This is a genomic window from Acidovorax sp. 35-64-16 (assembly GCF_002281195.1).
Lineage (GTDB): Bacteria > Pseudomonadota > Gammaproteobacteria > Burkholderiales > Burkholderiaceae_C > Acidovorax > Acidovorax defluvii.
The window spans coordinates 27,907-41,788 of the sequence record NZ_NCFM01000015.1; the positions used below are offsets into that span (position 1 = coordinate 27,907).

Genomic DNA, 13,882 nt, shown 5'->3' on the forward strand with positions numbered 1-13,882 from the left:
TTTTCGCGGGCTGCGAACTCGGGCTCCTGCACCATGTTGACGTAGTGCTTCATGCCTTCGCCGCGGGCGTAGGCGTGGGCGAACTGGAAGGTGTTGAACAGGCCAAAGATCCTCGTAAGTTGAAGATTTGTAAGGATTTTTTCGCTTTTTCTCGACCACTTTTCTGAGCCACCCACCCATCCCCCAACTGGTGCTTCTATGCGACGGGCTGATGGCCAATGGAATCAACCGCTTTTTCCGCCCCCGGCCATTGTTCTCCCACCGCCCACCCAACCCAGCGTCCATTTCGCTGAGGGGTGGAGGGGGAAAATTTTGCCCAGTTTTTCAGCTACGCGCTTGCCCTTTGTTGTCCGAACCTCAGACCTACAGCAGCGTTGGCTGCGGCATCCACGGCTGCGTGCAAGGTGGCATCCGACAAATGGGCATAACGTTGTGTCGTCTTGACCTGGGAATGCCCTAGCAGCTTGCCCACCACATAGATGGACTGCCCTGCATTCACCAAGTTGCTGGCAAAGCTGTGCCGCAAATCGTGCATCCGCACATCAGGCAGGCCTGCTCTTTTTCGCGCCGTATCCCATGCGCAGAAAAGATTGCCATACGGCTTTAGCGTGTCGGGGTTCGGTACAACATAGGGGCACCCCTTCCACTTTGGCAGCGCTTGCAGCAGCTCCATCGCCTTCGCGGAAATCGGAATGTTGCGTGCCTTCCCAGACTTTGACATGGGGATACGCCAGTTGCGCCGCTCCATATCAAAGTGCTCCCACTTGGCGTCAAGCAGTTCCCGCTTGCGGCAACCAAACATCAGCATCAATGCCACGATGTGCTTGAGCTGGGTGTTGTCGCTTTGGGCCAGTGCCTGATGCAACCGCACCGTCTCTTCGCTGCTGAGATAACGCTCTTTCGCATTGTTGGCCTGAAACAGAGTCACCTCATTGGCAGGATTCGAGGAAGCGCCCTGCACCCTCATCTTCTTGGCCAAATTGAACATGATCTTGAACAAGATGGGCAGTTTGTTTGCCATGGCCAGGGCGTACCCTTTGCCGCGCATCGCTTGATGAGCCTCCGAGATCATCGTGGAGGTGATCTGGTCGAGATGCAGCGCACCAAACCGAGGAAGGATATGGATGTTCAGAAAGCTGATGGTGGACTGAAAATTCCTCCTGTGCAGATGAATGTGAGGGATGTACTTTTCGCGAATGAACTGTGCGAGCGTGGGTACTTGGCGAAGAGCCTTCTTGTCGTCAGAAGGGTTCTCTCCCAGCACCACCTTTGAGCGGAGCTTTTCTGCAGCCTGCCGCGCCTTCTCGAAGGTAATGGCTTTGGAATCACCAATCTTGTGCTGGCGCTGCTTCCCGTAGGGGTCACGGTACCGAAGGCTGTAGGTCTTTCCTCCGGTGGCACGGACTTCCAGAATGAAGCCGGTGATGGCGTTGTCGTAGTAGTCAGTCTTGCTGCGCCCTTCTTGGCAGACAGCATCGCGGACAAAGTGGGTGTCGAGGTTCACATTGGGCATGGCGCGTTTCCTTGGAAAGTTGAGGAATCCGCTAAGGGCTGCACGCGGACATGCGCGCAGGATGGTTGGTATGGGTTCAGAAGCAGATTCCTTTCTGGGCTATATAAGAAGGCCACACATCCGACATCGGGCCGGGTGCGTGGAACGATGGCATGCACGAGGTGCGCGAATCCCAATGACGTACGTGAGCCGACGTTGAGGCTGCACAGCACAGCGCCACCGGTGTTGTTGGCAAAGTGAATAGCGTGGGACACACGGGCGCGGCTTTGCGGCCCACGCTCGTATGGCGCAGGGGTTGGCGTAGGGAATGCACGTCCGGGCACAAGGGCGCAGGGTGCGGGGGTGGTGGCGACGGAACTCCACGGCATAGTGGCACGTCCCGCCGAACCTCCCACTTTTCCCACTTTTTCCGTGGCAGCGGGCACCTTAGAAGTCCTCATCGCATTGATCGGATGCCGACGCCCCATCTAGGGAGGCTCCAGCATCTCTCAACCCGTCCTCACGCTCCAAGTTCCCATTGAACTTCTCGGGCGTTTCAGGCTTGAAGTGAACTCCTCGGTAAACCTCATGGCCATCAAGGACCGAGACTCTGATACCAAGCTTCAAGTTGTGCGTCAGCATGTCCTTGACTCGACCATTTGCAGAGGCGATGCGGCCGTTTTCCTTGCACCACAGAACGTATGTCTGATAGAAGGACGATCGCCGGACCCGTAGCTTGTCCCCCCCTAGTTCGCAGTTGTCCTGAATGAACTCCTGCAAAGAGTTGGCAGACACGCGCCATTCGCCCATCAGGCGGTCATGCACCTTCGACTCGGAGAATGCGCCTTGGCCCAGTAGCCGCTCAGCGCCCTTCAGTGCTTTGTACGCAATGCCTGGCAACTCCGCATCAGCGATGCGTGTCGCCAATGAGGCGTCCAGCGGCTTGCCGCTCTTCAACCGGCTGTTTGGGTACTCCATGAGCATCCAGCGCGCAAAGTAAGCCTCCGAGTGCTCATTGACCTTGATCGGGTGATTAGTCATCAGTAGATGCATGGCCCGATTGCGAAAGGCAAAAGGCGGGTGACCAGGCATCCGTCCTGTCAACAGGTCTCCGCCCAATACCGACTTGAACTCGGCAGCCGGGATGGTGGCGTTTTCCGGCAGTTCGCCCACCACGTTCATACGCATGTCGGCTAGGCTGGCAATGTAGTACTCGCTGCCCCGTCCCCAGTGGAGGGGCGAAATGGCAGAGGTCAGAGCGGGATGCACCAAGTGTCCGAGGATCTCCTGCATCGCCCCCTTCCCAGCACGGCCGTAGCGATCCATCCAGACAAAGGCCTTCTGAAAACGGTGGCCGATGCCGAGCATGCAAGCTCCTGCAAACTCATCCAAGAGGCGGATTTGTTCCTGCTCCTCGCCTTCATTGGCCGAATGGAACGTCTCCGCCCGAAACGCATCGTAGAGCGGAGTGGGCACATCTTCGGGCTCATAGGGAAGCGACCGCTGTTGACGGTGGCGTAGCCCCAGCACGTCCTTGCAGATCTTTCCGTCGCGCACGCTGTAGAAGCTACACAAACACGCAACACCTTCCGGTGCATCTTCAAAGAATGAAGAACTATCCCTCAGCGTCAGCACCACCTTCGCGATGCTGTAGTAGTCCTCTTGACGAAAGCAATTCGCCTTACCGTCGTGCACCCTTGCGACCTTTGCCTGCAACTCGCTTAAGGACATTTCAACCCACAACTGAGACGACGCTTCCGGCACATACAAGACGCCATGGACCGTGACGGGCGTGTGCGTCTCAACAGACAACTTGTCCCATATGTCCTCGGCATAGCCGAAGTGCGTTGGGGCCACCTCTTTGAGGCTTATTCCAAGTCGGGCAATTGCCTTGTCGAGCTTGATCAGGGAGATGTCCTTGTTAGCACGTTTGAGTTGCGCTCGTACACGCATCCACTCCGGATAGTTCCGGTCGTGCAATGCCAGCAAGACATGGAGAACCACCTCCTCAAACGGAGCCCCGCAATCGGTCTCGGACCTCTTCAGGAGTTCTTCGACAACCTTCTGGCTGGTCAGTGAGTCTTGGCGCACCTCATCGGCAGGGCCGCTATCGATCTCAGGCATCGGTTCCGACTCGAACTCCTCGTCGTTCATTGCACCATCTGCCTCAATGCAGTCGGCTCCCGCTTCGGTCAGGGGTTTCTTGATCAGTGCGCACTCCTGCGCATGCAACTCAATATCTTCTGTATTGGAATTTCCCACGTTTTCTCCTAGGTTCATGACATGCCAGATTGGCGAGAAGACCAAGAGTGAGAAAACAGTCGGGAGCGCACGACGCGGCAGTACACGAAGTCATGCTTCGAGCAATGGCGGCTTGAGGAGAATTTCTTCCACCCACATTAAGACGCCCACACAAGAAAACTTGTGCGGTAAGACAGTTTTCACAGACTCTTGGTCTGTAATAACAACCATCCGAAGCGAACTTCAAATGGCCCCTCAAGCAGGCTTGAGAGCTTGTCTTAGCGATCCGTAATTGCTACGAACCACGCTTCCCATTAGGGTTTGTGAAGTCATTGGTCTGTTCAACCACGACTTGTAGATTCGGCACTGAACAGCACCTAAAGTTCTAGCGACCGGCTGGTATGGCCTTCTGCTCGAACTCTGCCCCCAATTGTCCTACAACGGGCGGAAAATTGCCAGCCCTTGAGGTGTTTCCCTTCTATTGATCCGGCGTTCTTACCGTGGCAACTCGGGGCTCGTGGAATCCGGGCTGTAGCTCAGGCAAAAAAATAGAACCGAAACACCCCAGAGCAGCACCATGCGGCACCACCCCGAGGTATCGTTTCTTGTGTCGCTACGTCGATCAACCGCGACAAAGTCTCCACGCTGAACGGACCTGTTTTTTGGGCGTTCTCAGGAAGGTGTTTCTGAAATTCCAACGCTACGACTGGTTCCGGGGGTGGGCAAGGACTGCCTAGGCTGGCCGCAGGTGGGCCTCTCTGGTGTCGGAAAGGGGCGGGCCTCAGTCCCAGGCCGGGGTGCCCAGACGGTCCGCTTCCCACCCGAGCAGGTTCCCGGCGTGGCTGGTGATGGTCAAAGGCAGCAGCTCTATCGGAATATCCCGGTCAAGCATGTCAGTGGCGGCAGTCAAAACGCAGTCTTGGTAGGTCATGGTGTGAGTTCTTTCAATGGGTGTCGAGGTAGTAGAGGAATCCGCCTGCAATCAGGGCGATGGTGAGGAAGTGAAGGGGAAAGGCATAGATCAGCAATCCCATGGCGACCAGGCACAGCCAGCGTGAGCCGGATGCAACCAGTTGAAGGGCCAAGGTTGCGAGCAGGGCAATGACAAGAAGAGTGGCCATCAAGACTCCAGAAAGCAAAGCAGAGAAAAGCGCCGGACGCATGTGTCGCCGGGCAGTGGGTCAGACTGCTTGCTGTTCATCGCCTCAAGGGCATCTCAAGGGCTTGACGCCTTAGACGGCGGTTGCCGCTCGCTTGCCGCGCCCCTTGTCCTCCCTGCCCGAACGTGAGCGCTCGTTGGTCGAGGCTTGGTCCCCTTCTGGACTGACGGGCACGCCCGCCGCTTCGATAAGGGTCTGCACTTGTCCCCTCCAGTCCGTGGTGTCGACGTGCTGGTAGGCATGCCGCTGCTCCGGTATGGCTTGGATTGCGCCAAGGTGCTTGAGCACCGCCATGACAAAGCCCGCCGTGTTCACCGAGGTGCCCTGGAACAGCGTGGCCAGAGCTGATGCAGAAAGCGCTTGCGCTTGCATGAGCAAGGGTTCTATCTGGTCATAGGCCACCCATGCGGGGCTGTGGTGCCCTTTGCCGGTGTTGTGGGTGACCCGCAGGTGCAGGCGCTTTTCTGAATCGGCGCCCAGTTCAAACGTCAGCGTTGAGCGCCCGGACAGCGAAGGGCATTGATCCGATTGAAGGACCTGCATATCTTGCTTGTCGATATCTGTCATTCGTACTCCTTTGGTAATAGGTCCGAGGAAGATTCCTCATTTCAGATACGCGGTTTTTCTCAGTTTTGAGAGGGCAAAAAAATGCCACCCGAAGGTGGCTGGTTGAGGTGGGAGTCGGAAGTTTTGTGGATTCATAGGACGTGCATCTCCTTGGCGTATCGATCGCAAAGCGCCACCAATGCGTCGCAATTGCTCTTGGGGACAAACACCACGATGCCAAATCCGTCATCGCTGATGACAAATGTCAGTTCGTACCAGTGCGTGTGCTCCTCCAACACATCCCACGATGGCGTGAAGTCTTTCACCTCAGGTGCCTGCCCGTTCCATCGGTTGTGCAGGATGGTGAAACCCAGTTGGTCCTCTACAGCACTGGTGGTATCACCCTCGTTCACCACAATGATGTGCAGCAAAGTCGAGAGGTCTGGAGAATCGACCGCTGCCAGCTCATTGAGCCGTTTTTCCACCAACGCGCGCAGTTCCATATCGGCTGTTGGGCGTGCCAAATAACACAGGGAGGCGTGGTCACGGTAAATTTTCATAGGCAGGCATCCTTATGATGAATAAAGGCGGACAAAGAAAAAGCGCCCAAGGATTTCTCCAGGGGCGCTCGGTGGTGGGGTTTTTAACGACTATTCTTTTTCTTTTGGATTCTTGATTTTGTCGACATGTCCACTGATCGTCACAGCCAGGTAACCCAAAGCACAGACAGTCCAGAAAATGGCTCTCAATGGGTCTTGGGTGAGCCCAATGAGGGCCAGAGCCGCCAATACACAAAAGATTGCCACTTGCATCTTCGTCATGCGCTCAACCGCTTTTTCGAATAACTTTGTGTCGAGGTCTATTTCGACCACTCGCTTAGGTGACGTTGGTTGCGCTGCCAGGGGGAGACTATCGGGGGGCGGAGGCATGGCTGCAATCCTGGCTCGTTCGGCTTGGCGGGCAGCATCCAGTTCAGCCTGACGTTGCTGCTGGGCCGCGATACGTTGCCCCTCCTTCTCAATGGCAATTTCTTTGCGACGCGCGGCGAGTCGTTCGTTGATGTCCATGCTGGTTGCCTCTTTACTCATCGCTGCTGAGATTGCGGACCAGTGCGTCCAGCGCCATTCCGCCCAGCACAGCCCCTGCGGCGCCTGCCACAGCCTTGCGCCCTACCCTCTTGGCCTGATCTTCCGCTGCAATAACGTCATCGATGCAACGTGCAGCACGGGCAGCCCTATCAGCCTCAGGTACGCGGCGCTCAAACGTGACCATGAGCGTTTCCCGATCGGACACCAGCATGTGGCGTTGCATCACCTTGGTCATGAACACCATGCGCCAGCCTTCCGAAGCCATGGCGTTGATGTAAGCCTCCAGCACACCGGTCTCAATGCGTCCCTCCCCCATGAGGAATGAGCTGACCGCACCATCAGCGACGTCGATCACCTTGTATTCATATTCCATGTGCTGCTCCCTCTGAACTGATTGTTGATTAGTTTGTGCCCGTGGCCTGCCTAATGTGCGTCATCCCGCTATTTAAGCCAACGGCTTTGGTGGAATGCGCCGGGCAGAGAGATCGTTCCCTTCTCTTTGTCATAGACGCAGATGTGTGCCGTGTAGGTCGTTGCGCCCGCTGTGGCCTTCTCCGCCAGCTCAATGACGATGACGCCATCCTTTGTCCAGTTGTCAATGGGGTGAACGATCGCGTTGTGCTCGGCACGTTCACGTTGATAGAAGCTGGAGCAGGCTTTCTTCGCCTCTGCGATGTCCGCTTTGGAGGGGCCGAAACATCCAGTCAGTGAAGTTGTGGTGACCAAGACTGCCATTGCGATTCCGGGGGTTCTGAGTTGCATGCGTAGCGTTCCTTCCGTTGGTTGGGGGTGGTTAAAGAGGGGTGGGTGTTGAGGGAAAGCAGGACGACCGCACGCAAGTGATCGGCTAGTGGGACCGCGCGTAGATGTAACGGTTTTCGTGACGACAGATTATCACCACGTCACGAGACTCGTGACATGCCATCCGAGCCTCTGGATTCCCCTAACGTTGTGGGCCGCCGCATGCGCTCACGGCGTGAAGAGTTGGGGTGGTCGCAGGAAAAGGTGGGGGTGCTGATCGGCATTGATGAGTCATCAAGCCGTGCTCGGATCAGCAGGTATGAACTGGGGACGCATGAGCCACCGGTGAAGACTGCCCGGCAGATAGCCGACACATTGGGTGTGCCGCTCGCTTACCTCTATTGCGAGGATGAAGATGTGGCTTGCCTCCTTCTAGCGTTGTGGAAGCTCGAGCCCCTTGTACGCAGGCGAGCCGTGTCCTCATGGCTTGACGAAATGCCTGAACGCGGCACCGTGCACCTACTTTAGCGTCACCTGGGTTGCCGGGGGGGGGGAGCGCCAGTTTGCGTGGAACAGCTATCGGATAGCCACAGCTACTAGGGATGTCGCGCGAACGGCTCCTTAAGGCTGTCACCAATCATTGGGGTTTACTCGAGGAATGTCAGCCGCCTCGGGCACCAGTCGTACGTGGTTCAAAGAGCCACCATGTTTCGTCGGGCCGAAACGCCGCGAATCATGTGCATGGCCAGAGACTATGGCGATTCAATCATGGAGTTAGTCAAACACTCCGCCAACACTTGGGGCAGCCCACAGTGCATCTTGAGGCCATGGGCAGAGGAGGGGTGCGGCTCGAAGTGAACTGGAAGTAGGACCTCACTGACCCGTGTGATTGCGATCTTTGGTGCAGGGCGCGCCCGCACATAGGTATGCTCCTTCCAATTCTTTGGAGAAGTCGTGAGTGCTTATATTTCTGTTTCCCCCTTGATGGACGCAATCCGAGCCATTTACGGAACGGCTTCTTCGCTGAATGACTTCATCAACGACCACATCGAGGCATTGAAGAGATCGGAGGATTTGACTATTTGTCGGGTTGGGCATGTTCTCGCTGCGGCGAAGACAGGATTTTCCTTGGGCTTCATCACACCGGTGGCAGTCGTGGCCATAGGTCAGCTTTTGCTTGGGAACCCGTTGACGGCAGTTGCGGCTAGCATCAGCATGGCGGTAAGTCCTGTGGCGATCACATGCGCTGCTGTGGGCGCAATCTGGATGGGATGGAGTGCACTCAAGGCAGATGAGAAGGCTCGTATCCTCGACGTCGTCACCTCAGGCTTGAGCCTTGCCGTCGGGGTGGTGACCGCAATAGTCGATTTCGTCATTGCCCAGGCCCAATCTCTTTTTGGAAGGCCCCAGATGGCAGTGCTTCGGAAAATGGTCCAGGACGAAGCCGAAGCCTTTGGCCGGACACTTTCCCAGGTGACCGGAAAAACGGTAGATGCGGTCAAGGGCTTCATCTCACGCAAGCCGGCGCCCCCACAGGGTGATGACCAAGCGCTCACTGAGGTGCTCTGGCACATGGAGCGCGAGGAGCTCACCAAATTGTTGGCCGGGACTTTCGCTCGAAAGAGAGACCTGCATGACATGGCGCTACCAGAACTCAGGCGGCTCGTGACGCAAAGCTTCTCTGATGCTGCGGCTTATTCTTGGCCATGGGCATCCTTGCCCACATACCCTGAGACCGTATCCCTGGTAGCCAAGCAGCTGAAGCTGCCCAGCTCTTCCAGAATCCACGTCAAGGAGCTTGAGCGCGCCATTCTCTTCAAAGTGGTTGAGCTCTCGCTCGAAAAGCTCGATGACAAAGGCAAAGCGGACGTCGTCGTGCGAGTGCAGAGCGAACTTGCAGCTCAAGGCGTGAAGAAGCACGTGGCCTTCAAGGAGGTGCTCACGTTTGCCAAGACGGGTGTGATTGACATCGGCGGATCAGTCGGAGGGCTTGTATTGTCGGCCCCGGGGCTCTACGGCATGGTCGGGCTGAATTTTCTGCAGTTTGTAGTCCTGAAAGGGATCGTCATGAGCAGTGGTTACCTTGCTGGCGGCGCTGCGTTCATGGGCTTTGGCGCTGGGGGTCTCATGCTTGCTATCGCTGGGTGGGCGGGTCCCGTTGGGGCAGGGTTTGCATTCCTGTACTCGGCGTACAGCATGGCTGGGCCTGCCTATCGAAAACTGGTCCCTGCGGTGTGCATGATTGCGGCCAAGCGCTTGGAGATAGGTGTGCACGAGCTTCAAGAGTCGGAAAACCCCCAATCGCTGTCAGGTCAGACTGAGCACCCAAAATCACTTCAGATCAACGCGGGGCAAGCTTAAAAAATTCGGGACACTCGCCTTACCCTAGCCTGCTGCCTGAGCACTTAGGACCAAGGCGACATTGATTCGATCAGGTGTCCGTCGACGGTGTCCCCAGTTGATCGACTGCAATCGCTGCAGTGCAGCCTCTGTAGGCACGCAAGCGACTTTCTGCTTTGAAATGAATCCAGCGCACCAAAACAAAACCACCATGACACCGAAGTATCAGGTGGTTCTTTCTTGACTTACCCCAAGCACCCTCCCGAGCGCCAGGGTCTGTCAGATCAGTGGAACTGCTCTTCTTCGGTCGAACCCGTCAGGGCCTTCACCGAGGACGAGCCGCCCTGGATCACGGTGGTCACGTCGTCGAAGTAGCCCGCGGGCTGCGAACTCGGGCTCCTGCACCATGTTGACGTAGTGCTTCATGCCTTCGCCGCGGGCGTAGGCGTGGGCGAACTGGAAGGTGTTGAACCAGTTGATGTGGATACCGGCCAGCGTGATGAACTGGTACTTGTAGCCCAAAGCAGACAGTTCTTCCTGGAAGGAAGCGATCTGCGAGTCGTTGAGGTTCTTCTTCCAGTTAAACGATGGCGAGCAGTTGTACGACAGCAGCTTGCCGGGGTTGGCGGCCAGCACAGCCTGAGCGAACTCACGGGCGAAGCCGATGTCGGGCACGCCGGTTTCGCACCACACCAGGTCGGCGTAGGGGGCGTAGGCAATACCACGGCTGATGGCTTGCTCCAGGCCGTTCTTGACGCGGTAGAAGCCTTCTTGCGTGCGCTCGCCGGTCAGGAAGGGCTTGTCGTTGGCATCGTGGTCAGAAGTGATCAGGTTGGCAGCTTCTGCGTCGGTGCGGGCCAGAATGATGGTGGGCACGCCCATCACGTCGGCAGCAAAACGGGCCGAGATCAGCTTTTCGCAGGCTTCTTGCGTCGGAACCAGCACCTTGCCACCCATGTGGCCGCACTTCTTCACTGCAGCCAGCTGGTCTTCGAAGTGCACGCCGGCTGCGCCAGCGGCAATCATGTTCTTCATCAGTTCGAAGGCGTTCAGCACACCACCGAAACCGGCTTCTGCGTCAGCCACGATGGGCAGGAAGTAATCGATGAATTCCTTGTCGCCGGGGTTGATACCACGGCCCCACTGGATTTCGTCAGCGCGCTTGAAGGTGTTGTTGATGCGGCGCACCATGGTGGGCACCGAGTCGTAGGCGTACAGCGACTGGTCGGGGTACATGGTTTCCGATGTGTTGCCGTCAGCGGCAACTTGCCAGCCCGACAGGTACACGGCTTCTAGGCCAGCCTTGGCCTGCTGCATGGCCTGACCGGCGGAGATCGCGCCGAAGGCATTCACGTAGCCCTTCTTGGCACCGCCGTTGACCTTTTCCCAGAGCTTTTCAGCACCGCGACGGGCCAGCGTGTGCTCGATGGGCAGCGAGCCGCGCAGACGCACCACGTCCGCAGCGGTGTAACCGCGCTTGACACCCTTCCAGCGGGGGTTGGTGGCCCAGTCTTTTTCCAAGGCTGCAATTTGCTGTTCGCGGGTGAGTTGTTGGCTCGGTGCTTGGGACATGTGGTGACTCCGTCGGTTGATTGAAAAAATCTCGAACAACAAAGCTGTTGTTCATGAGGTGTACTTTAAGTCTTCTATAAGACTTGCGCAACCTCTTATGTCTTATAGAAGAGATAAATTTTTCTATTTAAAAACAATGAATTGGAACGATCATTCCTCAATATAAAAAATGATTTCTCATATTGAGAAAATTTCCCGCACTGCAGCAGATCCACAATCCCGAGATGTGTAAAACTGTTTTTGCATTGTGAAAATATGGTTTTGTGCGCCGGGGCTACTTGCCGCCGGACTCGTTGGGTACATCGGCGGGCGTTTGCACTTTAGTGTGGGTTCATTGCATACGTGAGACACAGCAACAGCGACGGGAACAGGCCGCCGCAATGCACGGCTGGGTGCATGCGCTCGCCATCGAACAGCCCTGCACCCAACCGCGCCCGGTGCGCCGGGCTGAGCACCATGGTGTAGCGGACCGAATGCAGCATGGCGGCAACACAACACTTGTTCAGCCGAGAGATGGGCGCCGTTTCGTCGGGCATGATGTGCTGCTCCCATCTTCAAGTGCCCCAGTCCAGTGAACGCCCCCAGCCGCACCATCGCCTATCTGTGCCTGGCCCTCAGCATGGCGCTGGTGGGCAGCTATGTGGCGCTGTCCAAGCCGCTGGCTGCTGCGATTCCAGTGTTTCTGCTGGCCTGGATGCGTTTTGGCATCGGAGGGCTGGCCATGGTGCACTGGCTGAAGAAGCCCGCCGATGAGCCACCATTGACACCACAGGTGCGGCGGCTGTTGTTTCTGGAGTCGTTCCTCGGGAATTTCCTGTTCACCGTCTGCATGATCTATGGGGTGAGCCTGACCAGCGCGGTGTCCGCGGGCGTGATCATGGCCGCCATTCCAGCGGCTGTGGCGGTGATGAGTTGGGCCTTTCTGCGCGAGCGCGTGGCCCCACGCACCTGGGTGGCTGTGGCCTGCGCGGTGGCGGGCATTGCCCTGCTTTCGCTTTCAAAATCAGAGCACTCAGCACATACTCTACAAGCGCTAGAAGGCGAAAATACTCAAAATCTTGCGTGGCTGGGTCAGTTGCTTTTGGTGGGCGCCGTCATCTGCGAAGCGGCGTATTCGGTCATTGGCAAAAAGCTCACGGGGGCGCTCGGCCCCAAGCGCATCACCTCGCTGATCAACCTGTGGGGGTTTGCACTGTCCACCCCGCTGGGCCTCTACATGGCCTGGGGATTCGACTTTGCTGCAGTGAGCTGGAACATCTGGTTGCTGCTGGTGTTTTATGCGCTGGCCGCCTGCATGTGGACCGTCTGGCTATGGATGACGGGTCTGAAGGCCGTGCCGGCGGCGCAAGGCGGCATATTCACCGTGCTGTTGCCCATCAGTGCCGCACTGGTGGGGGTACTGGTGCTGGGCGAGTCGTTCTCGGGCCTGCAATTGCTGGCATTTGGCATTGCGCTGGCCAGCGTCCTGCTGGCCACCTTGCCCACGCGTGCGGCACTGCGCGTGGGTCAAAAGGCCAATTCAGGCCTGCAGTGACCCGGCACTGATCACGATACCGTCGGCGTCCGCATAGAGCCAGTCGCCGGGCCGCACCCACACACCCTGGATCTGCACCGCCACATCGCGCTGCCCCTCGTTGCGCTTTTCGGTAGGCAGGGGCATCAGACCCAGGGCGCGAATCCCCACGGCGGCATCGTTGAGTTCGGCCACATCCCGCACACAGCCATCCACCACAACGCCCGCCCAGCCGTTGCGTGCGGCGGCGGCGGCCAGGTTGCCGCCCACCAGGGCGCGCCGCAAAGACCCCCCGCCGTCCACCACCAGCACGCGGCCAAGGCCGGGGGAGTCAACCGCTGCCTTGACCAGGGTGTTGTCTTCAAAGCACTTCACCGTTGCCACGGCGCCGGCAAAAGCGGCCACACCGCCGTAGCTCTGGAATACCGGAGGCAACACGCGAAACGCACCGCTGTCATCAGCTTTGTGCGCATCGCAGAAATCGCAGGTGCTGAATGCCGTGGAATGTGGGGCGGTCATGGGCCGAAAACCTTTCATGCGGGAAGTTGCAGGGATAAAGACGAACGCGCAGCGGCGTCGGCGAATTGTCGCGCAGACCCTGCAAGGCCATATACCCCGGCCTGCGAGCGACACGCGGAATTTGTTCTCGCGCCACCGGGGATAACCCGCGAAAAGCAAGGCATTGGACGTCTCCTGCGGTCAAAGGCTGACCCATGGTGCCCTACCGCAACAAATCGAGGCAAAAAAAGCCATGGCTCACTTGGAAAGGTGTTTTTTTCCCAGTAGCATCACCTTGCCAGTGGGAAAGCCTCGTTTCGCTGGTGAAAATTTACTTCCAACAAGGACAACCCAACATGGCAACTGCAAAAAAAGCTCCGGCAAAGGCCGCTCCCGCAGCCAAGGCGCCCGCTACCAAGGCCGCCGCACCCGCCAAGAAGCGCACCCCCAATGCCGCCTTCATGAAGGCGCTGACGCCCAGCCCCGCACTGGCCGCCGTGGTGGGCTCGGCACCGCTGCCGCGCACGGAGATCATCAGCAAGCTGTGGGTCTACATCAAGGCCAACAACCTGCAGGACGCCGCCAACAAGCGCAACATCAATGCAGACGCCAAGCTCAAGGAACTGTTCGGCAAGCCGCAAGTGTCGATGTTTGAATTGGCCGGCCTGATCGGCAAGCACGTCAAGTAAGA

Annotated in this window: 15 protein-coding genes and 1 pseudogene; 4 read left to right on the forward strand and 12 right to left on the reverse strand. The window is 57.6% G+C overall.

The genetic code is table 11. The annotated features are described in order from the left end of the window. Positions 1-328 precede the first annotated feature (328 nt). The 9 genes from B7Y64_RS11460 to B7Y64_RS11500 all read right to left on the reverse strand — a co-directional run bounded on the left by B7Y64_RS11460 (position 329) and on the right by B7Y64_RS11500 (position 7,289). On the reverse strand, positions 329-1,513 hold the full coding sequence (locus B7Y64_RS11460) for a site-specific integrase (protein WP_291327027.1): 1,185 nt from the start codon (positions 1,511-1,513) through the stop codon (positions 329-331). 426 nt (positions 1,514-1,939) lie between these two features. Beyond that, positions 1,940-3,754: a hypothetical protein gene (locus B7Y64_RS11465; RefSeq protein WP_291327025.1), complete on the reverse strand. Its 1,815-nt coding sequence runs from the start codon at positions 3,752-3,754 to the stop codon at positions 1,940-1,942. A 760-nt stretch (positions 3,755-4,514) separates the two neighbouring features. Beyond that, complete coding sequence (locus tag B7Y64_RS11470; RefSeq protein ID WP_210570812.1) at positions 4,515-4,664, reverse strand: hypothetical protein; 150 nt, start codon at positions 4,662-4,664, stop codon at positions 4,515-4,517. Between the two features lie 13 nt (positions 4,665-4,677). Beyond that, positions 4,678-4,854 (reverse strand): hypothetical protein, encoded by a 177-nt coding sequence (locus B7Y64_RS11475; RefSeq protein ID WP_291327023.1) that lies wholly within the window; start codon positions 4,852-4,854, stop codon positions 4,678-4,680. Between the two features lie 111 nt (positions 4,855-4,965). Next, on the reverse strand, positions 4,966-5,460 hold the full coding sequence (locus B7Y64_RS11480; protein WP_291327021.1) for a hypothetical protein: 495 nt from the start codon (positions 5,458-5,460) through the stop codon (positions 4,966-4,968). Between the two features lie 131 nt (positions 5,461-5,591). Further along, the gene (locus B7Y64_RS11485; protein WP_291327019.1) at positions 5,592-5,999 is read right to left on the reverse strand and encodes a hypothetical protein; all 408 of its coding nucleotides are present in this window, start codon (positions 5,997-5,999) and stop codon (positions 5,592-5,594) included. 90 nt (positions 6,000-6,089) lie between these two features. After that, entirely contained in the window at positions 6,090-6,506 is a 417-nt protein-coding gene (locus B7Y64_RS11490) for a hypothetical protein (RefSeq protein WP_291327017.1), read from the reverse strand. Between the two features lie 13 nt (positions 6,507-6,519). After that, positions 6,520-6,900 carry a DUF4177 domain-containing protein gene (locus B7Y64_RS11495; protein WP_291327015.1) on the reverse strand — a complete coding sequence of 127 codons (381 nt, stop codon included), beginning with the start codon at positions 6,898-6,900 and terminating at the stop codon, positions 6,520-6,522. 68 nt (positions 6,901-6,968) lie between these two features. After that, positions 6,969-7,289, reverse strand: a complete 321-nt coding sequence (locus B7Y64_RS11500) for a hypothetical protein (protein WP_291327013.1) — start codon at positions 7,287-7,289, stop codon at positions 6,969-6,971. Positions 7,290-7,490: 201 nt separating this feature from the next. On the opposite strand from B7Y64_RS11500, the gene B7Y64_RS11505 reads away from it, so the two are divergent. Continuing rightward, complete coding sequence (locus B7Y64_RS11505; protein ID WP_291327029.1) at positions 7,491-7,796, forward strand: helix-turn-helix transcriptional regulator; 306 nt, start codon at positions 7,491-7,493, stop codon at positions 7,794-7,796. Between the two features lie 426 nt (positions 7,797-8,222). Further along, a complete protein-coding gene (locus tag B7Y64_RS11510; RefSeq protein ID WP_291327011.1) occupies positions 8,223-9,629 on the forward strand; it encodes a hypothetical protein in 1,407 nt (468 codons plus the stop codon). A 263-nt stretch (positions 9,630-9,892) separates the two neighbouring features. Here the strand turns inward: B7Y64_RS11510 and aceA are convergent. Together aceA and B7Y64_RS11520 are read right to left on the reverse strand one after the other, a co-directional pair. Next, a pseudogene (gene aceA / locus B7Y64_RS11515) lies at positions 9,893-11,180 on the reverse strand (isocitrate lyase). Positions 11,181-11,500: 320 nt separating this feature from the next. After that, on the reverse strand, positions 11,501-11,716 hold the full coding sequence (locus B7Y64_RS11520) for a hypothetical protein (protein ID WP_291324167.1): 216 nt from the start codon (positions 11,714-11,716) through the stop codon (positions 11,501-11,503). A gap of 35 nt (positions 11,717-11,751) precedes the next feature. On the opposite strand from B7Y64_RS11520, the gene B7Y64_RS11525 reads away from it, so the two are divergent. Next, positions 11,752-12,714, forward strand: coding sequence for a DMT family transporter (locus B7Y64_RS11525; RefSeq protein WP_114654827.1), 963 nt, complete (start codon positions 11,752-11,754; stop codon positions 12,712-12,714). Here the strand turns inward: B7Y64_RS11525 and rraA are convergent. Beyond that, complete coding sequence (gene rraA / locus B7Y64_RS11530; protein ID WP_111864488.1) at positions 12,700-13,212, reverse strand: ribonuclease E activity regulator RraA; 513 nt, start codon at positions 13,210-13,212, stop codon at positions 12,700-12,702. The two genes, B7Y64_RS11525 and rraA, sit on opposite strands and share 15 nt — an antisense overlap. A gap of 335 nt (positions 13,213-13,547) precedes the next feature. Here rraA and B7Y64_RS11535 point away from each other — a divergent pair, with 335 nt between their 5' ends. Next, positions 13,548-13,880, forward strand: coding sequence for an SWIB/MDM2 domain-containing protein (locus B7Y64_RS11535; protein WP_024814872.1), 333 nt, complete (start codon positions 13,548-13,550; stop codon positions 13,878-13,880). The last annotated feature ends 2 nt before the right edge of the window (positions 13,881-13,882 follow it).